Below are 21,403 nucleotides of genomic sequence, written 5' to 3'. Positions count from 1 at the left end.
CCCCACCCGGCCTCCCACAGAATATGCTGGATGGGAGGCCGGGTGGGGGAGCGGGCCGGCACCGATGCTCAGCGCAGCGTTACAAAAACTCTAGCCCGCTTTGCGCAGGGCGTCGGCTTTGGGCGCTGCGGGATGATAGAAGCCGCGGAACCGGTCGCTCGGCACAAACTGGTCGGTCTGGCCGATCACCGTCTCCCCTGCCCCCAGCACCAGCATGCCGCCGGGACGAACCGCGCTGAACAGCGTGTCGAACACCTGCTTGCGCAGCGATCCGGAGAAATAGAGCAGGACGTTGCGGCACAGCACGATATCGAACTTGCCCGGCGGCGGCGGATCTCCGGCCAGGTTCTGCTGGCGGAACTGCACCTTGCGGACCAGTTCGGCATTGGCGGTCCATTCGCTGCCATTGCCTTCGAACCAGCTCATCATCCGGCGGACCGAAAGCCCGCGCTGAATCTCGAACTGCGAGAATTTGCCCGACTTCGCCCGGGCCAGCGCACCGAGAGAGATATCGGTGGCGACGATTTCCGGCTGGGTGCCGGGATTGGTCACGCTGCGCTCTTCGAACAGCATGGCAAGGCTCAGCGGCTCCTGCCCGGTCGAGCAACCCGCACACCAGATGCGCAGGCGCTTGTGCGGGGTCTCGGCCTGAAGCTCGCGCGCGGCGTCCGCCACCATGTCGAGCACGGCGGCATCGCGGAAGAAGCTGGTTTCCTGATTGAGCAGCGCATCCACCACCATATCGGAAAGTTCTCCCGTCCGCGTCGCCATCAGCTGGGTCACCAGCTCGTCGAGCGTGTTCAGCCCGCGCTCGCGCAGCAGCGGCTTTAGGGCTGTCTCGATCCGCCAGGCGCGATTGGCGGCGATCTGCTGGCCGGTGCGCTGTTCGAGCAGCGCGGCAATCATGTTGTTCGCGGCGGACGAGGATGCGGGCGATTGCATCGGCGGAATGCTCACGACAGCCGCCTGCGGCTGGCGACCAGCCGGCCGATCTCGTCGGGGGGCAGCACCGCACTGGCGCGGCCTGCCGATGCGACCGCGCCGGGCATGCCCCACACGACCGAGCTTTCGCGATCCTGCACCACGATCCGGGCACCGGCATCGACCAGGTTCTTGGCACCCTCGCACCCGTCACGGCCCATACCGGACAGGACGATGGCCAGCGCGCGGCTGCCGAACACATCGGCGATCGATTCGAACATCGGATCGACCGAGGGCATGCAGCCGCTATACGACTTCTCATGCGTCAGGCGGATCGCCGCGCCCTCGCTCATCCGCACGACGCGCATATGCGCTTCGCCGGGCGCCACGATGATCCGGCCGGGCCGGATGCGCATGCAATCGGTCGCCACTTCGCAGGGGCGGCTGCCCAGCACCGCGAGCTGCGCCGCGAAATAGCTCATGAAGCTCGGCGGCAGATGCTGGGTGACGAGGATCGGCACCTGGAAACTGGCCGGAATCGCGCGGAGCAACTGGCTGAGCGCGTGGATGCCGCCGGTCGAGGCGCCGATCGCGACGATATCGTAATCGTCGCTCACCGCTGGCCGCGTCGGCTGATGCACGACCGGGGCTTCGACATGCGACTCCACCAGCCGCGACAATTTCTCTTCGAGCACTTCGGCGAAGCGGCCGCCGAACGCACCGACGCCGGGCTTCACCAGCGTGTCCGCCGCGCCCAGCGCCAGCGCCTGCACGGTCGCCGCAGCGCCTTCGTCGGCCGAGGAGGAAACGACCAGCACCTTCGCGCCGCGTCCCGCCGCCAACAGGTCCGGCAATGCGGTCAGCCCGTCGATGCCCGGCATTTCGATATCGAGCAGGATGATGTCGACTTCCTGCGTCTTCAGATACTGGAGCGCGGCATGCGCATCGCTGACCGCACCCGCCACCATGAAGCGGCGCGTGCCGTCGATCATCCGGCCGAGGACCGATCGCGCAACGACCGAGTCGTCGACGATCAGCACCCGCGCGGGCATGGCGGCTTTCGCCGCCGGGCCGGCGATGTCGAGTTGCAAGGCCATGATCGGCTCCCTCGCCCGGCTCAGGCGACGCCGACGATCTGCAGCTTGCTTTCGAGCGTTTCCCGATCGAACGGCTTCATCACATATTCGTCGGCACCGGCTTCGATGGCGGCGCGAATATAGGCCATGCCGTTCTCGGTGGTGCAGAACACGACCTTGGGCTTCCGCTGGATGCCCGAATCCTTGAGCGCACGGAGGAAATCCATCCCGCTCATCACCGGCATGTTCCAGTCGAGCAGGACCACGTCGGGGACCGCTGCCATGCAGCTGTCGAGTGCTTCGCGACCGTCACCGGCCTCGCGCACTTCGAAGTCGAGCGTCTCGAGGATGTGCCGGGCAACCTTGCGGATGACCTTGGAGTCGTCGACGACGAGGCAAGTCTTCATATAAAAACCCAGTTCCCTGTTGGGGCGATCCCTGCGGCAATTCTGCCCGAAATCCGTAAGCGCGCCGTTAATTGCGCAAAATCTAACTGCTATTCCGCCGCAACGGCGTGACCGGGCACCAGCGAGGCCAAGTCTACCACCAGAATCGGCTCGCCGTCGCGCTCCACGATCCCGCGTCCGGCTGCCCGCCATGCGCTGTCCAGCGCGACTCCGCCGGCCAGCGGGGCGGGGTCGAACGGCGCCACATCGTCGAGCGCGTCGACCAGCAACGCGTAATGATGGCCATCGATCAGCGTGATCACCGCCCGGCGCGCTTCAGGTCCGTTCGAGGCCAGGCCCAGCGCCGACTGGGTGTCGACCACCGTCACCACGCGGCTGCGCAACGCGGCAAGGCCGCGGACATGATCGGCAGCGCGCGGAATGGCAGTCACCTCGCCGATATCGACCACCGATTCAACCTGATCCGAATCGATCGCGACGGTGCGTCCGGCGATCTGCGCGATGAGATAGAGATGCGACATTAGCGGCCTCCCACTCGGGCTTCGAGTGCGGACAAAAGTCCTTCGCGATCATAGCGATAGATGCTGTCGTCACCCGGCTTGGCGGCCTTGCGGCGGCGCAGGCGCACCACCGGCGCGGCGGCTCCGGCAACGGCGATATCCTCGGTCGAAAGCACCACCGACGCGGTTTCGCCCGGCGCCAGCTCGGTCTTCACGCGATAACCCGCGCCTTCGAGGATCGGGCGGACGAATGAGGCCATCCAGCCATCGGCATCGCCGCTGAGCAGGCAGAGCGGACCGCCCTCCTCCTCGACTTCGTCCTCGCCATATTCGCCGAACACCCAATAGGCGTCGAGCAGCTCGACCTGTTCGCCATCGAGCAGCACCACGCCCGCGACCACGCCCGGCTTGCGCGCGGGGGCCAGTTCCTCGGGCAGCACGACGATATCGAGCGCTTCCTGGATCGCATAGGCGACTTCGCCCTCGCCATCCTTCAGGCGCAGCACACTCAGCCTGTCGCCGGCGATCTGCCCCTGCGCGACCAAAGGCAGGATGCGGCCCTCGATCGCGAGACGCTGACGGCCCGCCGAGAAGCGGATCGCGCCGGTATCGACCTGCTCGACCCGATCGACGATGCCCAGCGCCACCGCGCGGCGGACGCCATCGAGATCTCGGAACAGCAAGGCGGGCGTGCCCGGAACCTCGGCCTCTTCCTCGGCCTCGTCATAATTGCGGTGTGCGTCGCGGCTGAAATCGAGCTTGGCGGCGCTTGCCATGCCCGCGCAATCGAGCATCAGCATCGGAAGCCCGCTGTCAGGCAACGTCTGGCCGGCATACAGCCCGGTCGACATGACCGCGGGCGATGCAGGCTTGATCACCAGTTCCTCGTTATCGAGCACGGTATCGACGCCCAGCGCATAGCTGCCGTCGCTGACGCTGACGATCGCCAGCATCTGTCCGCTGCTCACATAGTCCGGCCCCGAACCCTCGATGCCGAGCAGTTCGGCAAGGTCGACCAGCGGGATGCGGCGGTCGCGAACGGTGGCCACACGGGTGCCGCCGACCATGTCGACGCGGATCGCATCGCCGCGCTCGGTCACGATTTCCTCGATCGCCTGACGCGGCACGGCAAAGCGCTGCTTGCCCACGCCGACGACGATGGCGGAAATGATCGAGAGCGTCAGCGGCACATGGATCGCAATGCGAAGGCCCTTGCCCGGCGTGCTGTCCAGATCGACCCGGCCGCCGATCTGCTCGATCGAGGCGCGGACCACATCCATGCCGACGCCGCGGCCCGAAATCTCGGTCACTTCGTCCTTGCTCGACAGGCCCGGCTCGAACACCAAAGCCAGCTTGGCCTTGTCCGACAGCGCCTGAAGCTCGCGCTCGCTACGCACGCCATTGGCGGAGAGTTTCCTGATCAGCCGGTCGGTGTCGATACCGCGGCCGTCATCGGCGATCTCGATGATGATCTGGTTGCCCGACTGGCGGGCGGAAACGATCAGGCGGCCATTTTCGCGCTTGCCGGACATGCGGCGTTCGGCGGGGCCTTCGATGCCGTGATCGATCGAATTGCGGACGATATGGACCAAAGGATCGCGCATGACCTCGATCATCTCGCGATCCAGCTCGACGTCCGCACCTTCGATATGCAGCGATACCGACTTGCCCAGCCCCGCCGCCGTATCGCGCACCATGCGCGGCAATGCGGAGAACAGCGCATCGATCTTCTGCATGCGGGTGCGCGTGACGGTGTCGCGCATTTCGCCCACGGTCAGCGACAGGCGTTCGAGCGCGGCTTCCACCGCGGGATCGATCTCGCCGCTGCGCAGGCGGCGCGCCAGCTCGTTGCGCGCCAGCACCATGTCCGACATGCCGGACATCATCCGGTCGAGCAGTTCGACATTGAGACGGACCGACCGTGAGGCACCGCGCTGGATGCCCGGCGCCACGGCCTGAACCAGTTCCTCGGCGCCTTCGGCCAGCGCCGCGACCAGCAGCTCGTCGCCGCTATCGTCGAGCGACGTGCCCGAATCGATCGCCTCGACCAGTTCGCCGATCCGGTCGACGATGGCGAGGACGGCGTTGACCAGCGCGCGATCCGGCACGCGGTCGCCAGCGCGGACCTGCGCCAGCACATCCTCGGCGGCATGGCTCAGGCGGCCCAGGCGCGGCAGATCGAGGAAGCCGCAGCTTCCCTTCACCGTGTGCACGAAGCGGAAGATCGCATCGAGCCGGCCCTTGTCGTCCGGGCTGGATTCCCACGCGACGATCTCGCCCGAAAGCGCTTCGAGCGTCTCGCGCGTCTCCGCGATGAATTCTTGCAGCAGGTCGTCCATGTGGCCCCAGGCAAATTTGCGCGGGTCACATTGAGCCCAAGAGGGTTAATTCGCGGTTAGTGGACAGCTGCGGAAACACGTAGCCTTCCCTTCCGTCCGATCTTCGGCTATCGGCCCGCGCACTATGAGAACGCAGATCCGCCTCGAAACTCTATCGGTCGCCGTCGAACGGTGACGAACGGGGCGCTGCACCCCGTTCGGGGTGTAGCTCCTTCAGAGGCGGGAGCATCTGCGATACGCGCGGAATCCGGATAGCGCCGGAACACCCCTGACATCTGCAGCCAAAGCGGAAGACAGGAGTGAATCATGACCCAGTACAGCCATCACGAAACCGCGGGCGTACCGCTCAAGCTGTGGGACAGCGCAGGCCCGTTCGAGGCCGGTGCGATGCAGCAGCTGCGCAACGTCGCCAGCCTGCCGTTCGTGCATGGTCATGTCGCGGGCATGCCGGACGTGCACTGGGGCAAAGGCGCGACCGTCGGATCGGTGATCGCCACCAAGGCGGCGATCGTGCCGGCCGCGGTTGGCGTGGACATCGGCTGCGGCATGATGGCGGTGCGCACCTCGCTCACCGCCAGCCAGCTGCCGGACAGCCTCTCCGCGATCCGTGCAGAGATCGAGCGTGCAGTGCCGAAGGGCATGGAGTCGAGCCAGACCGCCAATCATGTGAAGGGCGGCTGGGGCATCACGCCGAACTCGATCGCGCGCGCCTGGTACGACCGGTTCGAGGACCGCTGGCGCAAGATCGCCGCGCGGCATCCGAAGATCGATGGCAAGACCAGCGATCAGCTCGGATCGATGGGCGGCGGCAACCACTTCATCGAGGTGTGCCTCGATGAGGAGGACCGGCTGTGGGTGATGCTCCACTCCGGCTCGCGCGGCACCGGCAATCGCATCGGGACCTACTTCATCGAGGCCGCCAAGACGGCGATCGCGAAGGAGCGGCTGGACTTCCATCTGGCCGACAAGGACCTGGCGTTCCTGAGCGAAGGCTCGCAGCTCTTCGATGACTATATCGAGGCGATGCACTTCGCGCAGGATTACGCGATGTCGAACCGCGAGCTGATGATGCTCCGCGTGCTGGAGGCGCTGCGGAAGCACCTTCCGGCATTCAAGACCGACAAGCAGGCGATCAACTGTCACCACAACTACGCGACCCGCGAGCAGCATTTCGGGGAGCGTGTGTGGGTGACCCGCAAGGGTGCGGTGAGCGCGCGGGCTGGCGAGCTCGGGATCATCCCGGGTTCGATGGGCACCGGCAGCTTCATCGTCGAGGGGCTGGGGAACGAGCAGTCGTTCTGCAGCTGCTCGCACGGCGCAGGCCGGGTGATGTCGCGCGGCGAAGCCAAGAAGCGCATCACGCTGGAGCAGCATGCCGAGGCGATGAAGGGCATCGAGGCTCGGGTGGACGAAGGCGTGCTGGACGAAAGCCCGGCCGCCTACAAGGACATCGGCGCCGTGATGGCCGCGCAACAGGACCTGGTGGCGATCCGCCACCGCCTGCGGCAGATCGTCAACATCAAGGGGTGACGGGAGGCCGGCGCGTTCGTAAGGGCGCGCCGGTCGACTTCGCCGCCGCGTTGCGCCACGCTCGCCACCATGACGCCGACAATCGATTGGTCCCACCTCGCCGGTTCGCTCGGCATGCCCGTGCTGGCGCTGGTCGCGCTTGCGATCCTCTGGGATAGCCTGCGCAAGTACCGGGCGAACAAGCAGGTTCCGGACGGGCCTGAGGACGAGCCCTATCGGATATGGTCACGCGCCCATGATCTCGAACTTCGCGCTACCGACATCCCCGCGCGCCTTCGCGATGCCAGCGCCGACTTCTACGAGGGGTGGAGCGATCGTCGCGGCACCGGCTGGGCAGCAAATCGATCGATGGCGGAAGCCTGCGCCGCCGATCAGCCGCCACCCGGCACGCTTGTGGCTGTGTTGGCCAATGCCCTGCAGGTCAAAGGAGCCGAGCCGGACGAATTCGCGGTAACGTTGCTGATCGACCAGTCGGGATCGATGAAGGGCGCCCCGATCGCAGCGACGGCAGCCGCGATCGCCGCCGTCTCGACGGCACTCTCGCAACTGGGCATCCGCCACGAGATACTGGGCTTTTCCACCGCCGGATGGCGCGGCGGCTTTGCCTTTCGTGACTGGCGCAAGAACGGCATGCCGGCGCGGCCGGGCCGGTTATGCGCGCTGCTGCATGTCGTCTGGAAGGCGATGGACGAGCCCGAATGGACCGCGGAATCGCAACGTGCCTTCGTGCATCCGGATGTGCTTCGCGAAAATGTCGACGGCGAAGCGCTCGAATGGGCTGCTGCACGGCTGACTCAGGTTCCCGCCGGAAGGCGCCTCCTGGTCATCTTGTCCGATGGCGCACCCGTCGACGACGCCACGATAATGCATAATGGCCCATGTTATCTGGTTCGCCATCTTCGGCGCACCATCGCGACGGCGGAAACAGCAGGCGAAGTGGAACTCGCAGCGATCGGCATCGGCTATCGCGTCTCCGACTATTACGGAAAATCGCGCGAGGCCGGTCTCGAATCCATCGCCGCGACGACCACGGCGCTGCTGGCCGATCTGATCTAGCCGACCCGGAACGACGCCCCGAACAGCAGCACTTCGGCATCCGGCGGGCTGACCTGCAGCGCGCCGCCGCCCTGCGTCACCAGCGCGTGAACCAGATAGGCGGCCGCGGCGCGCGGAGTGATCGGCACATCGTCCTTGCCGCCGGCCAGCGCGCTGCGCAGTTCGGGGTCGAGCACGATGCGCGGACCGTCGGCGCGGACCACGATCTCGATATTGCCGGTCACCAGTTCGGCGCCGATATCGAGCTGGCCGCCGCGGATCAGCGCGTCGCCCGCGATCAGCGCAAGGTTGAGCAGCACCTTGATCGCCTGCTTGGCCAGCACCGGCTCGTCGACCATCCAGCCGATATTGATGCGGTGATTGTCGCCGAACAGCCCCTCGATCGCCGCCTGCGCCTCGCGCGTGTCGACCGTCTCGCCGAAGCCGCCGGCCGCGCCGAACGCGAGACGGAAGAATTTCAGCTTGTTCGCCGACGCCCGCGCGCTTTCGTTGAGCAGTTCCAGGCAGCGCTGGCGCATCTCGGGATCATGCTCGTCGGCGAGCAGTTCCAGCCCGTTGTTGAGCGCGCCCACCGGGCTGAGCAGGTCGTGGCAGAGCCTTGAGCAAAGCAGGCTGGCGAAGTCGGTCGGGGTGATGTTCAAGGGCTGCGCTCCGGCGTTTCCGACTCTTTGGCCCAGCATCGCGTAACCCGCAACCCGCCTGCGCGTTGCGAGGCGCAGCGCAGGCCGGTAGATTGGGCCCGCGGCAGACCTGCCGCTGGGGGGATTTCGATGTTCACGCTGGTTGCCGCTTCCGCGCTCGCCTTTGCCGCACCGTCATTTCAGGATGTGCCCAAGGCCACCGCACAGCAGGAAGCGCCCTCCCCCGCCATGGCCGAGGCCATCGCGAACAGGACGAAGGTGAAGACCCGCCCCGAGTTCAAGGACGGCCCGCCCGCCGAGCTGCCCGAAGCATCGCGCGCGATCGGCGAGCATGGCGCGGTCGAGGTCACCGGGATCATCGGGGTCGACGGCCGCGTCAGCGAAGCGAAGGTGACCAAGAGCAGCCGCTCGCCCACGCTCGACCGGCTGGCGCTCGAATCCGCCAGTGCGTCGGTCTACGAACCGGCCAAGGATGCCGAGGGCAAGCCGATCGCGATCCCTGCCCGGATCCCGTTCAACTTCGGCAATCTGCGCTCGCCCGGCAAGGGCGGCGGGATCCTGCGCTATGGCTGCGCGCAGTTCGTGCTCGATCAGGACTGGTGGAAGGCGACCTGGGGCGAGAAGGGCGAAGGCGACGAGTTCTTCCACATGTCGCTGGGCGTCGCGATGCTATCGCGCCGCGGCGGCTTGACCGGGATGACGGCCTCCGAACTCACCTCGACCGTGGCGGATTTCCGCAAGCGCTTCGACGACGCGATCGCCAGCTGCCGGAAATCACCGGAGAAAATGGTGATCGACGTATTCAAGCCCTATGGCGAGGTGATGCGCCGGCTGGCCAATCAGGGTTAGCGGCAGCCCCAGCCGGCGTTGCAATAGCTGCTGCGCGTATTCTCGCGGGCGTTGCGGTAGATCTCGCTCTCGCTGATCCGCGGCGCGCTATAGCTGGTGGTCGACGATGACGACGAGGAAGAGGACGACGGCGTCCAGCTCCACGACGACCCGCCATAGACTGGCGAAAGCTGTATGACCTCGCGGGGCCGGTTGTCGCGGCGATGCTTCTCGGTGCGCACCAGCTGGTTTGCCGGTGCCGTGAGTTGCCAAGTCTGGAACGACACGAAATAGATGTCGCCGATCTCGTCGATCTTGCCCGCAGATTGCGCCGCCATCAGCACGCGCGACACCTGTTCCGGGCTGCCCATCACATAGGATGCATGGTTGATCGCCCCGGCATAGTCGCCCCTGGCGAGGAAGCCATCCACCTGCGCCTTGCCCGCGGCCTGCTTCCGGTTCCACTCTGCCCATTGCGCGTCGTATTGCGCCCTGTCGGACAGATATTCGTCGATATCGCGCTCGGCCTTGCATGCGGTCGGGTCGCGATTGATCGCGCAGGCGCGGCCATACCATTTCTTCGCGGTCAGCCAGTCGCGGCGCTCGCCGGCGAGATAGCCCAGATTCATGCACCCGCCATGATGGTTCATGTTGCAGCCGAGCTGGGAGAAGCGGTCGGCGACCGTCTCGTTCTTCGGATAGCCCAGATTGCCCTGCGCCAGCCATCCGGCCAGTACGCAGGAATCGGCGCGGCCCGCGGTGCAGCCCATCTCGGCGAACTGCATCGATTTGCGGATATCCACCCGCCGCTCGCCCTTCTCGCCGCTGCCCCAGATCTGCGCGAGATAGTGGCAGCTATCCCCTTCGCGCAGCGTGCAGGCGCGCTCGTAATAGGCCAGTGCGAGCCGCGGATCGGCCGGCACGCCGTTCCCGGTCTCGGTGCGGATCGCGGCGGAGAGGCAGCTGTCGCCCAGCCCCGCCTCGCATCCCTTCTTGAACAGCGCGAACGCGCCCGAAGGATTGCCTGCGCTCGAGGTCCGCGATGCAGCAATGTAGCAGGCCTCGGCCACGGTCAGGTCACAGGCACGGGTGAAGGCCCCCAGCGCCTTTGCCGGATCCGCCGCCACGCCACGCCCGGCGGTCAGCGTCTCGCCCAGCGTCCAGCAGGCCGCGGCATCCTTTGCGGCGCATTTGCGCTCCAGCGTCGAATTCCAGGTCGATTGTGCGGCGGGCTGGGCCAGCGACGGCGCCGCCCACAGCAGCGCCGCAACCGCCAGCGCCCGGATCCCCTGCTTCAGCATCCCATCATCTCCCGTCAGCGGCAGCCCCAGCCCGCGTTGCAATAGGTGGTGCGCGTATTTTCTCGCGCGTTGCGATAGATGTCGCTCTCGCTGATCCGCGGCGGCGTATAGGTGCTACCGCTCGACGAGGAGGACGAGGAACTGGACGGCGTCCAGCTCCACGACGAACTCGATCCGCCATAGGCAGGTGCCAGACGCGCGGCCTGACGCTGCGCGGCATCGCGGCGGCGCTTCTCGGCGGTCACGATGTTCCGCGCCTGCGAGCTGATGTTCCAGGTCTGGAAGGCGACGAAATAGATATCGTCGATCTCGGGCAGGCGACCCGCACTGCTGGCGGCAAGCAGGATGCGGTTCACCTGCTCGATACTGCCCATACCATAGGCGGCGCGGTACATCGCGCCGTTATAATCGCCGCTGCCCAGCAGGCGGGTGATCTCATCCGCCCGCGCACGCTGGGTCGCTTCGTAGCGGGCATCCTCGTCGCTGCGATTGGCGAGAAAGGTGTTGAGATCGCCCGCGGTCTTGCAGGCCCCTGCCGTATCGCGCCCGCCCGGCAGGCGGCAGGAACGGGCGTAGAAGTTGCGCGCTTCGACATAGTCCTTCCGCTGAAAGACCATGTAGCCGAGATTGTAGCAGCTATCGGCATGATCCAGGCCGCAGCCCATCCGAGCATAACGCTCGCCCGCGGCCTGATTGAAGCCGATGCCCATATTGCCGGCATAGAGCCAGCTGACCGTCACGCAGGACGGACCGTCCCCGGCGTTGCAGCCCTTGACCGACCAGTCGAGCGTCTTCGGACCGTCTGTGCGCGAGTTGTTGATCGCCTCGCCGAACGCCCAGATCTGGCTGAGGTAGCGGCAGCTCTCGCCGTCGCGCAGCGTGCAGCCGCGCTCGTAGAGCATCAGTGCACGCGGATGATCCTTCGATACGCCCCAGCCCTGTTCGGTATAGATGCCGGCCGACAGGCAAGACGAGCCCAGCCCGGCCTCGCATCCCTTGGTGAACAGCCCGGCCGCGGCCATCGCATCGGCATTTGTGCCGCGCTTCTCGGGATCGGTCCGTGTCGCGGCGATGTAGCAAGCCTCGGCCACGCCGAGATCGCAGGCGCGGACGAACGCACCGACCGCCTTTTTCGGATCGGCCGTGACACCCTGCCCTTTGAGCAGGGTCTCGCCCAGCGTCCAGCACGCCACCGCGTCCTTCGCGGCGCATTTGCCTTCCAATGCCGGAGACCAGTTCGTCTGCGCCGCCGCCGGTGCGCTCCATCCGAGGAAACCCGCCGCGACAAGCACGCCCAACCGCTTCAGCATCGCATCCACTCCCGATCCGCCCATCACCGGCATCCCCATCCGGCGCTGCAATAGGTGCTTCGGGTATTCTCGCGTGCGTTTCGGTAAATGTCACTCTCGCTGATGCGCGGCATTTGTGCCGCCGGTACCGAATTGGTGAAGCTGGACGATCCGCTGGAGGTCCAGGTCCGGCTGTTCGCCGCCGACCCCAGCATCGCGGGGCGTCGGGCCGCGATGATGCGGCGGTTATTCTCCGCGGTCAGCAGGCTGCGTGCCTGACCGGTCAGCGACCAATTGTCGAACGCCACCATGTAGATGTCGTTGAGGTCCCCCATCCGCCCCGCCGCCGCAGCGGCCACGATCACGCGGTTCACCTGATCGGTGCTGCCCAGCTCATAGGCGGCGGTGTCCATCGCCCCGCCATAATTGCCCGCGGCGAGCAGCTGGTCGACCTTGGCGCGCCCGGCCTGGTTGCGCTGGGTCCGCCGTGTCATCTCGGCATCGTAGCGCGACTTGTCGGCAAGATAGCGATCGATATCGCCCACCACCTTGCACGAGGGCGGATAGCGGTCGAGCTGACACGAACGGGCGTAGAAATCGCGCGCCGAGGTCCAGTCGTCGCGCTGGGTCGCCATCAGACCCAGCGTCATGCAGCCTCCACCATAGCCCATGTTGCAGGACATCTTCGAATAGCGCTCCGCCATCACCGGATCGGGCCGCCCGCCATGATGGCCATTGCGCGCCCGGTCGCCCGCCAGCCCGCACGCCTCGCCGCTGCCCGCATTGCACGCCGCAACGGCATAGCGCATCGAAGCCACGATATCGGTGCCGCCATTATAGGGCCGCCGGTTGCCGCTGTAGATCTGCGAGAGATAGAGGCAGGAATCGGCTTGGCGGAGCGTACAGCCGCGATCGAAATACAGGACCGCCAGCTTCTCATTCTCGTCGCCGGTGCCCGAACGTGCCTTCCACAGGCCCATCGCTGCGGGCATGCACGCCTCGCCCAGCCCGGCCTCGCATCCCTTGCGATACATCGCCATCGCACCCGCTGCGTCGCCCGCAGCCGACCGCCGCGTCGCGACGATGTAGCAGCCCTCGGCAACGCCAACATCGCAGGCACGAACGAACGCCGCCTGCGCCTTCACCGGATCGGCCGCCACGCCGCGTCCCGCGGTCAGCGTCTCGCCCAGCGTGAAGCAGGCGACCGCATCCTTCGCCGCGCATTTGCGCTCGAGCGTGGGGTTCCAGAGCGAAGGTGATGCGGAACTCTGCGCGTGCGCAGGCACCGCCAGAACCAGCAAGCTCGCCAGAGCCATTCGAACAAATGCCGCAACCATCACGCCACTCCTATCGTCTCGCTCCATCTCTCGATGAGCGCGACGATCGCGGCATCCTCCATTTGGAGGAGACGAGGCGGAATCCCCGATTGGGGGGTGTTTTCAAGGATATCGCGTCAGGTTTTCAGTCTTCGACGGCGAGTTCCACCGCCTCGAACCGCCCATGCAGCCCGCCCTCGCCCGCCTGCCACGCGGTAATCGCCTCGCCCGCCACGATCAGCCACAGCTTGCCGTCGGGCGCCGCCATCGCCGCATCTGTAGCCGAAGGCGTCGCGTCGCCGCTGGGGTGCGAATGCCAGTATCCCGCAATCTCAGGCCCGCCCGAACGCTCGGAACGCATCGCCGCGAACAGCGCCCGGGGATCGATCTCGAACCGTGTTTCCGGCGTTTCCGACACATTCTCAGCAACTTGCGCCGCCGTGATTTCACGCGCCGCGCCGAACAGCAATCCGCACGCCTCGCGCGGCGCCGCAGCCCGCGCGTCGGAGCGTATTGTTTCGGCAACGCACCTTGAAATTCTGCACCGCATACCCATCTTCACCTACATAATGGACCGGGGGGTGACTACGCACGAAGCACGCATTGCGGACACGGCCGATGGCTGGCGTCTCGACCGTGCGCTTGCCGATGCGCTTCCGATCCTTTCCCGCGAAAGACTGAAGGTGCTGATCGCCGCCGGGCAGGTTTCCGGCCCCGATGGCCTGATCCGCGACGCGAAGAAGAAGGCGGTCGGCGGCGCGCTGTTCAACGTGACCATCCCGAACCCGGAGCCCGCGCATAACGAGGCGCAGGATATCGCGCTCAACATCGTGTTCGAGGACGAGCATCTGATCGTTATCGACAAGCAGGCGGGGCTGGTCGTCCACCCCGCCGCGGGTAATCTCGACGGGACCCTGGTCAACGCGCTGCTGCACCATTGCCAGGGAAGCCTTTCCGGCATCGGCGGCGTGGCGCGGCCGGGGATCGTCCACCGGATCGACAAGGATACGTCGGGCCTGATGGTCGCGGCCAAGACCGACCGCGCGCATGTCCATCTGGCCGAGCAGTTCAAGGCGCACACGATCGATCGCCGCTACAAGGCGATCGTCGCGGGCAATCCTTCGGCCGCGGAAGGAAGGATCGAAGCCCGGCTCGGCCGTTCGTCCAGCAATCGCAAGAAGATGGCGATCGTCGGCGAGAGTCAGGGCAAGCACGCGATCACGCACTGGCGGAAGCTGCGCCTGCTTCGTGACGCGGCAATGATGGAATGCCGGCTCGAGACCGGCAGGACCCATCAGGTGCGCGTCCATATGGCATCGATCGGCCATCCGCTGATCGGAGACCCGGTTTATGGCAGTACCCGCAAGTCGCATCGGCAGGTTTTGGAAACCCTGAATTTCCGGCGCCAGGCCTTGCATGCGGCCCATCTGGGGTTCATCCACCCGGTGAAAAGTAACGCTTTGGCGTTCGATAGCGAAATACCTGCGGATATGCAGGAACTGTTCGATAACCTCATCGTATGATTTTCGGCAGACCGAATGTTCGCCTATTCAGGGAACAAGGCGGTCTGCCCAGTGAAAGGGAGAAGTGATCATGGCTAGCGGAAGCAACGTCCCGGCGACGATCCCCGCGCTTGGCGGGGAGGCGAGCCTCAACCGCTATCTGGCTGAGATCAAGAAGTTTCCCCTGCTCCAGCCGGAGCAGGAATACATGCTTGCAAAGCGTTTCCAGGAGCATGGCGACCCCGAGGCCGCTGCGCAGCTCGTGACGTCGCACCTGCGACTCGTGGCGAAGATCGCCATGGGCTATCGCGGCTACGGCCTGCCCGTCTCGGAACTGATCTCCGAGGGCAATATCGGCCTGATGCAGGGCGTGAAGAAGTTCGAGCCCGACCGGGGCTTCCGCTTGGCGACCTACGCCATGTGGTGGATCCGCGCCTCGATCCAGGAATTCATCCTGCGCAGCTGGTCGCTCGTGAAGATGGGCACCACCGCCGCGCAGAAGAAGCTGTTCTTCAACCTGCGCCGGATGAAGGCCAAGCTCGACGCGTTCGAGGATGGCGACCTGTCCCCCGAGCATCTCGCCAAGATCGCCACCGATCTGGGCGTGACCGAGGAGGAAGTCACCTCGATGAACCGCCGCATGGCGATGGGCGGCGACACGTCGCTCAACGTGCCGATGCGCGAGGATGGCGAGGGTCAGTGGCAGGATTGGCTGCAGGACGACAGCGCGCTTCAGGACGAAGTCGTGGCCGAAGCTCAGGAGGCGGACGTCCGCCACTCGATGCTGGTCGACGCGATGGAGGACCTCAACGAGCGCGAGCGCTACATCCTGACCGAGCGCCGCCTGACCGACGATCCCAAGACCCTCGAGGAACTCTCGCAGGTCTATGGCGTCTCGCGCGAGCGTGTGCGCCAGATCGAGGTCCGCGCCTTCGAGAAGCTCCAGAAGGCGATGATGCGCATCGCCGGCGAGAAGCGGTTGCTGACCGCCTGATATGGGCATAGCGTTCCTCCCGTCACAGGCGTGATGGGAGGAACAGCCCATGTGGAAATGGATCAAGATTCCCAAGGGGTTGGCGCTGGTCGCCTTCGTCCTTCCGTGGCTGACCGTTTCCTGTTCCGGCACCAAGATCGTCGGCGCGACCGGCTTCGGCATCGCGTTTGGCCGTTTCACCTCTCATCTCGATCCCTCGCTATCGAACACAACGGCCAATCCGCTAGTGATGCTGGCGCTGATCGTGGTGGCAATCGGCTTTGCGGTGGCTTTCACCCAGCGCAGCCGAGGCAAGGCGGCGCTGGTGATCGGAACTTCGCTGGTAGCAACGCTCCTCATCTGGGTGGGCACGATTCGCTACAGCAAGGAAAGCCTGCTCGCCGAAGCGCCCCTTCGCGCCGAGGCAGCGCGCAACGACGTGACCGCCGCGATGGCGATGATCCAGGTCGACTGGGAATACGGCTATTGGCTGGCGATCCTTGCACTGCTGGCATCGGCGGTGATGGCGTGGCTCACCTATAGCGGGCGCGAGGCCGAGGTAGCGCAGCGCGTGCGCGGTGCCCTCGCCCGGCCACCCGAAGCGCCGCTCACCAACTGCCCGCAATGCGGCAAGGGACTGCCCGCGGGCACGCGCTATTGCCCCGATGACGGCACTGCGCTCGACTGATCCCGAAAACCCGTCGCGGGACGCGCGGGACAGTTGATGCAGGTTGCCCGCCGCGCGCGGGCCGGGCAAATGGCATTGCATGAGCGATCAGAACGGCGACGAAACGGACGGCAAACTGCCCCCCGAACCGGAGAAGCCGGACTGGGAGCAACCCGCCATCGATCCGTTCGAACCGGGCAACGCGCCGGAACCGGATGAGGGGCTGGAATTCGATCCGGAACCCGCGCCGCCGCCACGCGCCGCCGCGCAGGCCACCACGGTTCAGGTCTCCACCCCGCAGGGCTGGCCTCCCGCCGCCGCGCCGATCCCGCTCGGCCGGCGCCCGCTGCCCGATATCGAAGCGATCGAGGCCCCGGCCAGGCCGCGCAAGGCCCGGTCATGGCTGGCGCGCATCGGCATCTGGATCGCCAAGGGCGTCGGCGCGTTCGTGCTGCTGTCGGTGCTGATGGTGGTGATCTTCCGTTTCGTGCCGCCGCCGATCACCTGGACGATGATCGGGGATATCTTCGCGGGCAACGGCGTCCGGAAGGACTGGATGTCGCTCAGCGAAATGTCACCCAACATGGCCCGCGCAGCGATCGCCGCCGAAGATGCGCGCTTCTGCGAGCATGGCGGGTTCGACTATCGCGCCATCGCCGCCGCCGCCGCGCGCAACGCGACCGGCAAGAAGACCATCCGCGGCGGCTCCACCATCAGCCAGCAGACCGCCAAGAACGTGTTCCTGTGGCAAGGCGGCGGCTATTTCCGCAAAGGGCTGGAAGCCTATTTCACCGTCCTGATCGAAAATATCTGGGGCAAGCGGCGGATCATGGAGGTCTATCTCAACATCGCGGAGACCGGCATCGGCACCTATGGTGTCAATGCGGGTGCACAGCGCTACTTCAGGCATGACGCCTCGAAGCTGACCCCGCGCGAGGCGGCGCAGATCGCCGCCGTCCTGCCCCTGCCCAAGAAGCGCGCCGGGATCGACCCGAAGGGCTTCACCCGCCGCTACGGCAATTCGATCACCGCGCGCATCGGCGTGGTACGCGGCGACGGGTTGGACGGTTGCCTGAAATAACCGACGCTATTCCTTCTTCTTCTCGCCGCTGCCGCTGATCGCGTCTCCGGCTCTGTCGGCAGCATCGCCGACCTTGTCCGCCGCACCCTCGACGCCCTTGGCAGCGTCGGAAATCGCTTCGGTGCGGATCGCGTCGTTCTTGCCCTGCGTGAACAGATAGACCCCGCCGATCGCCACCGCGACCAGCAGGATCACCGCGATCAGCAGCCCGGCACCGCTACCGCCGCGCCGTTCGATGATCACCGTCGAGGGCTCTCCGCCCACCTTCGTCACTTCGTCGCTCATGCGAGCCTCCTCGTGGAACCTTGCGGTCCCAACGAAGGCAGTGCGCGGCTGTTCCGTCAGAAGGGCAGCTTGAAGCCCGGCGGGAGCGGCAGGCCCGCGGTCATCTTGCCCATCGCTTCCTGCGACGCGGCATCGGCCTTGGCCCGCGCATCGTTGAACGCCGCGGCCAGCAGGTCCTCCAGCATGCCCTTCTCCGACACGCTCAGCAGCGAATCGTCGATATCCATGCTCAGGATGCGGCCCTTCGCCGAGCAGCGGATCTTGACCAGGCCACCGCCCGACACGCCCTCGACCTCGATCGTATCGAGATTGGCCTGTGCCTTGGTCAGTTCGGCCTGGACGTTCTGCGCCATGGCCATGATGTCTTCGAGGCTCTTCATCTCAACTTCCTGTCTTGGTCCAGCCGATCAGCTCGGCTTCCGGAAAGGCTTCCATCGCGGCCGCCACCAGAGGCGAGGCCAGCACCGCATTGCGCTCGGCAGCCGCATTCTCGGCCTCCATCTCACGCAACGTCTGTCCGCCAGTGTCCGATCCCGTCAGCAATTTCCAGTTCTTGCCGGTGGTTTCGCGCATCGCGGCGGAAAGCTCGCGGACGAAATCGATCGGCAATGGCCGCGACGAGGTGAATTCGACCTCGGTCCCCTCGAACCGGATCGGGCGCAGCAAATGGCGGACCTGCTCGGCAAGCCCGTAACGGTTGTTGGTCTCCAGATGCTGCGCAAGCTCGGCCATGTCGCGCGGCATGGCCGGTTCGGCGCTCGCCGACGGAGCACCCGGCGCGGGCGCGGCAATCGCGCCGCTGGCGATCTGCCGCGCCAGTTCGCCCGGATCGGGAAGCTGTGAGGCATGGATCACGCGGAGCAGCGCCATCTCGGCCGCCTCGATCGGCAGCACCGCACGCGCCACCTCATCATGCCCGCGCAGGATCAGCTGCCACAAACGGTGGAGCATCGGGAAGCTCAGTCCCGCGGCCCAGCGCTCCAGCGCCTTCACTTCCTCGGCCGACTGGGCCGGATTGGCTTCGGTGCCCAGCTTCATCAGCGTGGTGGCGTGGACGGTCTCCAACAGCGTGCGCAGCACGCCCTGCGGGTCGACGCCAAGGTCATACTGCCCCCGCAGCGACGCCAGCGCGGCCGACGCGTCACCCGACAGCAGCAAGCCAAACAGATCGCGGATCGCGCCGCGGTCCGACAGGCCAAGCATCGCCCGCACCGCTTCGGTACGAACCATGTCGCCTTCGATTCCCGCATGGGCGATCGCCTGGTCGAGGATCGACAGCCCATCGCGCGCCGAACCCTCGGCCGCACGCGCGATCAGCATCAGCGCTTCCGGCTCGGCCTCGACGCCTTCGGCTTCGCACACATAGGCGAAATGCGCGGCGAGCTTGTCCGCCCCGATGCGGCGCAGGTCGAAACGCTGGCAGCGCGACAGGACCGTCACCGGCACCTTGTTCACCTCGGTGGTGGCGAACAGGAATTTCACATGGGCCGGCGGTTCCTCGAGCGTCTTGAGCAGGCCGTTGAACGCGGCCTTTGAGAGCATGTGAACTTCGTCGATAATGTAGATCTTGTAGCGCGCCGAGACCGCCGAATAGCGCGACGCCTCGATGATCTCGCGGATATCGTCGATGCCGGTATGCGACGCGGCGTCCATCTCGATCACGTCGATATGGCGTCCCTCGGCGATGGCGCGGCACGGCTCGCACACGCCGCACGGATCGATGGTCGGCCCACCCTGCCCGTCCGGCCCGATGCAGTTGAGCGCCTTGGCGATCAGCCGCGCGGTCGAGGTCTTGCCCACCCCGCGAACGCCGGTCAGCAGGAATGCATGCGCCAGCCGGTCACGCTTGATCGCATTGCCCAGCGTGGTGACCATCGCATCCTGCCCGATCAGCTCGGAAAAGGTCTGCGGCCGGTATTTGCGGGCAAGGACGCGATAGGCCTCAGCCTTTTGCGGCTGGGGCGGTTCGTCGAGGCCAAGGAAGGAATCGGACATCTCGCGCATATCTAGTCCACCGCCCCGCGAATGTCGAAGGCTGACCGACGGACTGTCCTGATATATGGCTGCACGAATATGCCGGAAAATACCGACTTCCCCAAAGCGACCTATCGCTACGATCCCTACCGGAATTACAAATTCCGGCTGAAATGGGATGGCAAATATGTCGCCGGCATCTCGAAGGTTTCCGCGCTCACGCGAACGACGCAGGTGGTGACTCACCGCGCAGGCGGCGATCCCGCAACGCCCCGCCGGATGCCAGGCCAGAGCGAGTACGCCGCGATCACGCTGGAGCGCGGGGTAACCCATGACCCGGCGTTCGAGCAGTGGGCGAACAAGGTCTGGGATTATCAGAATGCCGAAACCGGCGATCCTGCCGTTTCTCTCAAGGACTTCCGCAAGGACATCGCCCTGGAAGTCTATAACGAGGCCGGACAGAGGGTGATCGCCTACAACATCTATCGCTGCTGGCCGTCCGAATTCGTCGCGCTACCCGAGCTGGATGCGAACGGGAATGCGGTCGCGATCAGCATGCTCAAGCTCGAAAATGAAGGCTGGGAACGGGATATGTCGATATCGGAACCCGGCGAACCCAACTTCAACTTGCCGGCCAGCCAATGACCGCGCGCGAACCCAGCCCCTCCTATATCCTTGCCATCTGCGAAGCGGATATCGACGGCACGCCCGAGACGCGGACCCTTGCCATGCTGGCCGCAGAGTCTCCGGACGCGACACAGGCCGAACTCGCTGCGCTCGATGCAGGATCGCGACATACGCGGCTCCTGGCCCTTCACGTCAATCTGTTCGGGCAATCGATGCCGCTGGAGGCGACCTGCCCCCGCTGCGGCGAGCGTATCGAATTCACGCTTCGCGCCGAGCAGTTGGAAGTCGATCCCGCACCCGAAGCCGCACTGTCCTGCACCAGTTGCGCGCATGACTGGATGGCAGGGATCAACATCGACGAAATTCTATGGCGGAGGATAAGCCGGCGCGGCATCGCGATCCTGGAGGATGTCGTGGCGCTGTCAAAGGCCTATGGCTGGAGCGAAAGCGACATTTTCACAATGAGCGAGGCCCGCCGCCAATATTATCGCAACGCGATCGGGTAATGCTCGAATAGCGCCGCGGCAAAGCCGCGTCGTCGGTCGGCGCTTTCCGCGCCGCCGGCCGCGCAGCCGCTTATCGCGCTTTAGCTTCGCTAAATCTTGGCGGCTGCGGTGGGAGCCGGAACGACCCGCGGCGAAATCGTTGTGGCTGCTTCCTTCCGGATCTGACCAGGTTGGCGACGACCACGTCCGCCCGACTCCCGGGCGGGCATATGGTGGAAGCCGATCCCCGACGCAAGAGGGGCGACCCGGAGGCCGCCCCAACTCAGCGGCTTAGCGCCAGTAGCGCACCCGGCGGCAATCGCGCTGGCGGTGGCCGTTACGCCAATAGGTGCGGCAAGTCCGCTTCCAATAGCTGCGGCGGGCGTGATGACGGCGCTCGTAACGGCGGTCGCGCTGATAGCGGCGGTCGCGGCCATAGCGGCGATCCTGTTCGAGGGCGGCGCTGCCGCTCGCCCCAATCATCGTGGTCACCAGCGAACCGGAAATCGGTGCGGCGGCTGGGCTGACCGCGACCGAGGCGCTGGCGGGAACCGCAAACGCCGCAAGCACCGCGGCAGCGGCAAGGGGGAGGATCTTCATAAATG

Annotated in this window: 23 protein-coding genes and 1 other RNA gene; 9 read left to right on the top strand and 15 right to left on the bottom strand. The window is 65.9% G+C overall.

Annotation, left to right across the window (positions count from 1 at the left end):
- Positions 1-90: 90 nt before the first annotated feature.
- From P1X14_RS13425 to P1X14_RS13405, 5 genes are all read right to left on the bottom strand, one after another.
- Positions 91-957: a protein-glutamate O-methyltransferase CheR gene (locus tag P1X14_RS13425; RefSeq protein ID WP_346770456.1), complete on the bottom strand. Its 867-nt coding sequence runs from the start codon at positions 955-957 to the stop codon at positions 91-93.
- Positions 954-2,018, bottom strand: coding sequence for a chemotaxis-specific protein-glutamate methyltransferase CheB (gene cheB / locus P1X14_RS13420; RefSeq protein WP_277315890.1), 1,065 nt, complete (start codon positions 2,016-2,018; stop codon positions 954-956). The genes P1X14_RS13425 and cheB overlap by 4 nt, the downstream gene beginning before the upstream one ends.
- Positions 2,019-2,038: 20 nt before the next feature.
- Complete coding sequence (locus P1X14_RS13415) at positions 2,039-2,404, bottom strand: response regulator (protein ID WP_277315889.1); 366 nt, start codon at positions 2,402-2,404, stop codon at positions 2,039-2,041.
- Positions 2,405-2,493: 89 nt separating this feature from the next.
- Positions 2,494-2,925 carry a chemotaxis protein CheW gene (locus tag P1X14_RS13410; protein WP_277315888.1) on the bottom strand — a complete coding sequence of 144 codons (432 nt, stop codon included), beginning with the start codon at positions 2,923-2,925 and terminating at the stop codon, positions 2,494-2,496.
- Positions 2,925-5,243, bottom strand: a complete 2,319-nt coding sequence (locus P1X14_RS13405) for a chemotaxis protein CheA (protein WP_277315887.1) — start codon at positions 5,241-5,243, stop codon at positions 2,925-2,927. Before P1X14_RS13405 ends, P1X14_RS13410 begins: the two co-directional genes overlap by 1 nt.
- A gap of 306 nt (positions 5,244-5,549) precedes the next feature.
- Here P1X14_RS13405 and P1X14_RS13400 point away from each other — a divergent pair, with 306 nt between their 5' ends.
- Both P1X14_RS13400 and P1X14_RS13395 read left to right on the top strand, forming a co-directional pair.
- Positions 5,550-6,773, top strand: coding sequence for an RtcB family protein (locus P1X14_RS13400; RefSeq protein ID WP_277315886.1), 1,224 nt, complete (start codon positions 5,550-5,552; stop codon positions 6,771-6,773).
- Between the two features lie 120 nt (positions 6,774-6,893).
- The gene (locus P1X14_RS13395) at positions 6,894-7,829 is read left to right on the top strand and encodes a hypothetical protein (RefSeq protein ID WP_277315885.1); all 936 of its coding nucleotides are present in this window, start codon (positions 6,894-6,896) and stop codon (positions 7,827-7,829) included.
- On the opposite strand, the gene P1X14_RS13390 is transcribed toward P1X14_RS13395, so the two are convergent.
- On the bottom strand, positions 7,826-8,470 hold the full coding sequence (locus P1X14_RS13390; RefSeq protein WP_277315884.1) for a histidine phosphotransferase family protein: 645 nt from the start codon (positions 8,468-8,470) through the stop codon (positions 7,826-7,828). The two genes, P1X14_RS13395 and P1X14_RS13390, sit on opposite strands and share 4 nt — an antisense overlap.
- Positions 8,471-8,599: 129 nt before the next feature.
- Between P1X14_RS13390 and P1X14_RS13385 the strand changes: the two genes are divergently transcribed.
- Positions 8,600-9,319, top strand: a complete 720-nt coding sequence (locus P1X14_RS13385) for an energy transducer TonB (RefSeq protein ID WP_277315883.1) — start codon at positions 8,600-8,602, stop codon at positions 9,317-9,319.
- Here P1X14_RS13385 and P1X14_RS13380 read toward each other — a convergent pair.
- The 4 genes from P1X14_RS13380 to P1X14_RS13365 all read right to left on the bottom strand — a co-directional run bounded on the left by P1X14_RS13380 (position 9,316) and on the right by P1X14_RS13365 (position 13,754).
- The gene (locus P1X14_RS13380) at positions 9,316-10,599 is read right to left on the bottom strand and encodes a tetratricopeptide repeat protein (protein ID WP_277315882.1); all 1,284 of its coding nucleotides are present in this window, start codon (positions 10,597-10,599) and stop codon (positions 9,316-9,318) included. The two genes, P1X14_RS13385 and P1X14_RS13380, sit on opposite strands and share 4 nt — an antisense overlap.
- A gap of 14 nt (positions 10,600-10,613) precedes the next feature.
- On the bottom strand, positions 10,614-11,933 hold the full coding sequence (locus tag P1X14_RS13375; protein WP_277315881.1) for a tetratricopeptide repeat protein: 1,320 nt from the start codon (positions 11,931-11,933) through the stop codon (positions 10,614-10,616).
- Positions 11,933-13,204 carry a hypothetical protein gene (locus P1X14_RS13370; RefSeq protein WP_277315880.1) on the bottom strand — a complete coding sequence of 424 codons (1,272 nt, stop codon included), beginning with the start codon at positions 13,202-13,204 and terminating at the stop codon, positions 11,933-11,935. Before P1X14_RS13370 ends, P1X14_RS13375 begins: the two co-directional genes overlap by 1 nt.
- Before the next feature lie 145 nt (positions 13,205-13,349).
- On the bottom strand, positions 13,350-13,754 hold the full coding sequence (locus P1X14_RS13365; protein ID WP_277315879.1) for a M67 family metallopeptidase: 405 nt from the start codon (positions 13,752-13,754) through the stop codon (positions 13,350-13,352).
- Between the two features lie 19 nt (positions 13,755-13,773).
- Between P1X14_RS13365 and P1X14_RS13360 the strand changes: the two genes are divergently transcribed.
- From P1X14_RS13360 to mtgA, 4 genes are all read left to right on the top strand, one after another.
- Entirely contained in the window at positions 13,774-14,727 is a 954-nt protein-coding gene (locus tag P1X14_RS13360; protein ID WP_277315878.1) for an RluA family pseudouridine synthase, read from the top strand.
- A 70-nt stretch (positions 14,728-14,797) separates the two neighbouring features.
- Entirely contained in the window at positions 14,798-15,700 is a 903-nt protein-coding gene (gene rpoH / locus P1X14_RS13355; protein WP_277315877.1) for an RNA polymerase sigma factor RpoH, read from the top strand.
- Between the two features lie 49 nt (positions 15,701-15,749).
- Positions 15,750-16,367, top strand: a complete 618-nt coding sequence (locus P1X14_RS13350; protein WP_277315876.1) for a hypothetical protein — start codon at positions 15,750-15,752, stop codon at positions 16,365-16,367.
- A gap of 382 nt (positions 16,368-16,749) precedes the next feature.
- Entirely contained in the window at positions 16,750-17,427 is a 678-nt protein-coding gene (mtgA, locus tag P1X14_RS13345) for a monofunctional biosynthetic peptidoglycan transglycosylase (protein ID WP_277315891.1), read from the top strand.
- A 6-nt stretch (positions 17,428-17,433) separates the two neighbouring features.
- On the opposite strand, the gene P1X14_RS13340 is transcribed toward mtgA, so the two are convergent.
- From P1X14_RS13340 to P1X14_RS13330, 3 genes are read right to left on the bottom strand one after another with little or no spacing between them, the layout of a single operon-like run.
- Positions 17,434-17,712 (bottom strand): hypothetical protein, encoded by a 279-nt coding sequence (locus P1X14_RS13340; protein WP_277315875.1) that lies wholly within the window; start codon positions 17,710-17,712, stop codon positions 17,434-17,436.
- A gap of 56 nt (positions 17,713-17,768) precedes the next feature.
- Positions 17,769-18,092, bottom strand: a complete 324-nt coding sequence (locus tag P1X14_RS13335; protein WP_277315874.1) for a YbaB/EbfC family nucleoid-associated protein — start codon at positions 18,090-18,092, stop codon at positions 17,769-17,771.
- A 1-nt stretch (position 18,093) separates the two neighbouring features.
- Positions 18,094-19,707 carry a DNA polymerase III subunit gamma/tau gene (locus P1X14_RS13330; RefSeq protein ID WP_277315873.1) on the bottom strand — a complete coding sequence of 538 codons (1,614 nt, stop codon included), beginning with the start codon at positions 19,705-19,707 and terminating at the stop codon, positions 18,094-18,096.
- A gap of 30 nt (positions 19,708-19,737) precedes the next feature.
- Between P1X14_RS13330 and P1X14_RS13325 the strand changes: the two genes are divergently transcribed.
- Together P1X14_RS13325 and P1X14_RS13320 are read left to right on the top strand one after the other, a co-directional pair.
- On the top strand, positions 19,738-20,331 hold the full coding sequence (locus P1X14_RS13325) for a phage tail protein (RefSeq protein WP_277315872.1): 594 nt from the start codon (positions 19,738-19,740) through the stop codon (positions 20,329-20,331).
- Positions 20,328-20,819, top strand: a complete 492-nt coding sequence (locus P1X14_RS13320) for a hypothetical protein (protein WP_277315871.1) — start codon at positions 20,328-20,330, stop codon at positions 20,817-20,819. The genes P1X14_RS13325 and P1X14_RS13320 overlap by 4 nt, the downstream gene beginning before the upstream one ends.
- A 104-nt stretch (positions 20,820-20,923) precedes the next feature.
- Here P1X14_RS13320 and ffs read toward each other — a convergent pair.
- Positions 20,924-21,021, bottom strand: an RNA gene (gene ffs / locus P1X14_RS13315) — signal recognition particle sRNA small type.
- A 68-nt stretch (positions 21,022-21,089) separates the two neighbouring features.
- Entirely contained in the window at positions 21,090-21,398 is a 309-nt protein-coding gene (locus P1X14_RS13310; RefSeq protein WP_277315869.1) for a hypothetical protein, read from the bottom strand.
- Positions 21,399-21,403: the final 5 nt, after the last annotated feature.

Origin of the sequence: Sphingomonas sp. AOB5 (genome assembly GCF_029433115.1) — a bacterium.
Classification (GTDB): Bacteria; Pseudomonadota; Alphaproteobacteria; order Sphingomonadales; family Sphingomonadaceae; genus Sphingomonas.
The sequence above is the reverse complement of the archived record's forward strand: the minus strand, read 5'-3'. Positions and strand labels throughout refer to the sequence as shown.

Coding starts and splice junctions, on each gene's coding strand:
- P1X14_RS13415 (WP_277315889.1), bottom strand. CDS start 2,404: ATGAAGACTTGCCTCGTCGTCGACGACTCCAAGGTCATCCGCAAGGTT.
- P1X14_RS13405 (WP_277315887.1), bottom strand. CDS start 5,243: ATGGACGACCTGCTGCAAGAATTCATCGCGGAGACGCGCGAGACGCTC.
- P1X14_RS13385 (WP_277315883.1), top strand. CDS start 8,600: ATGTTCACGCTGGTTGCCGCTTCCGCGCTCGCCTTTGCCGCACCGTCA.
- P1X14_RS13350 (WP_277315876.1), top strand. CDS start 15,750: ATGTGGAAATGGATCAAGATTCCCAAGGGGTTGGCGCTGGTCGCCTTC.
- P1X14_RS13410 (WP_277315888.1), bottom strand. CDS start 2,925: ATGTCGCATCTCTATCTCATCGCGCAGATCGCCGGACGCACCGTCGCG.
- P1X14_RS13380 (WP_277315882.1), bottom strand. CDS start 10,599: ATGCTGAAGCAGGGGATCCGGGCGCTGGCGGTTGCGGCGCTGCTGTGG.
- P1X14_RS13320 (WP_277315871.1), top strand. CDS start 20,328: ATGACCGCGCGCGAACCCAGCCCCTCCTATATCCTTGCCATCTGCGAA.
- rpoH (WP_277315877.1), top strand. CDS start 14,798: ATGGCTAGCGGAAGCAACGTCCCGGCGACGATCCCCGCGCTTGGCGGG.
- P1X14_RS13325 (WP_277315872.1), top strand. CDS start 19,738: ATGTCGAAGGCTGACCGACGGACTGTCCTGATATATGGCTGCACGAAT.
- cheB (WP_277315890.1), bottom strand. CDS start 2,018: ATGGCCTTGCAACTCGACATCGCCGGCCCGGCGGCGAAAGCCGCCATG.
- P1X14_RS13335 (WP_277315874.1), bottom strand. CDS start 18,092: ATGAAGAGCCTCGAAGACATCATGGCCATGGCGCAGAACGTCCAGGCC.
- P1X14_RS13370 (WP_277315880.1), bottom strand. CDS start 13,204: ATGGCTCTGGCGAGCTTGCTGGTTCTGGCGGTGCCTGCGCACGCGCAG.
- P1X14_RS13365 (WP_277315879.1), bottom strand. CDS start 13,754: ATGCGGTGCAGAATTTCAAGGTGCGTTGCCGAAACAATACGCTCCGAC.
- P1X14_RS13310 (WP_277315869.1), bottom strand. CDS start 21,398: ATGAAGATCCTCCCCCTTGCCGCTGCCGCGGTGCTTGCGGCGTTTGCG.
- P1X14_RS13400 (WP_277315886.1), top strand. CDS start 5,550: ATGACCCAGTACAGCCATCACGAAACCGCGGGCGTACCGCTCAAGCTG.
- P1X14_RS13340 (WP_277315875.1), bottom strand. CDS start 17,712: ATGAGCGACGAAGTGACGAAGGTGGGCGGAGAGCCCTCGACGGTGATC.
- P1X14_RS13375 (WP_277315881.1), bottom strand. CDS start 11,933: ATGGGCGGATCGGGAGTGGATGCGATGCTGAAGCGGTTGGGCGTGCTT.
- P1X14_RS13330 (WP_277315873.1), bottom strand. CDS start 19,707: ATGTCCGATTCCTTCCTTGGCCTCGACGAACCGCCCCAGCCGCAAAAG.
- P1X14_RS13360 (WP_277315878.1), top strand. CDS start 13,774: ATGGACCGGGGGGTGACTACGCACGAAGCACGCATTGCGGACACGGCC.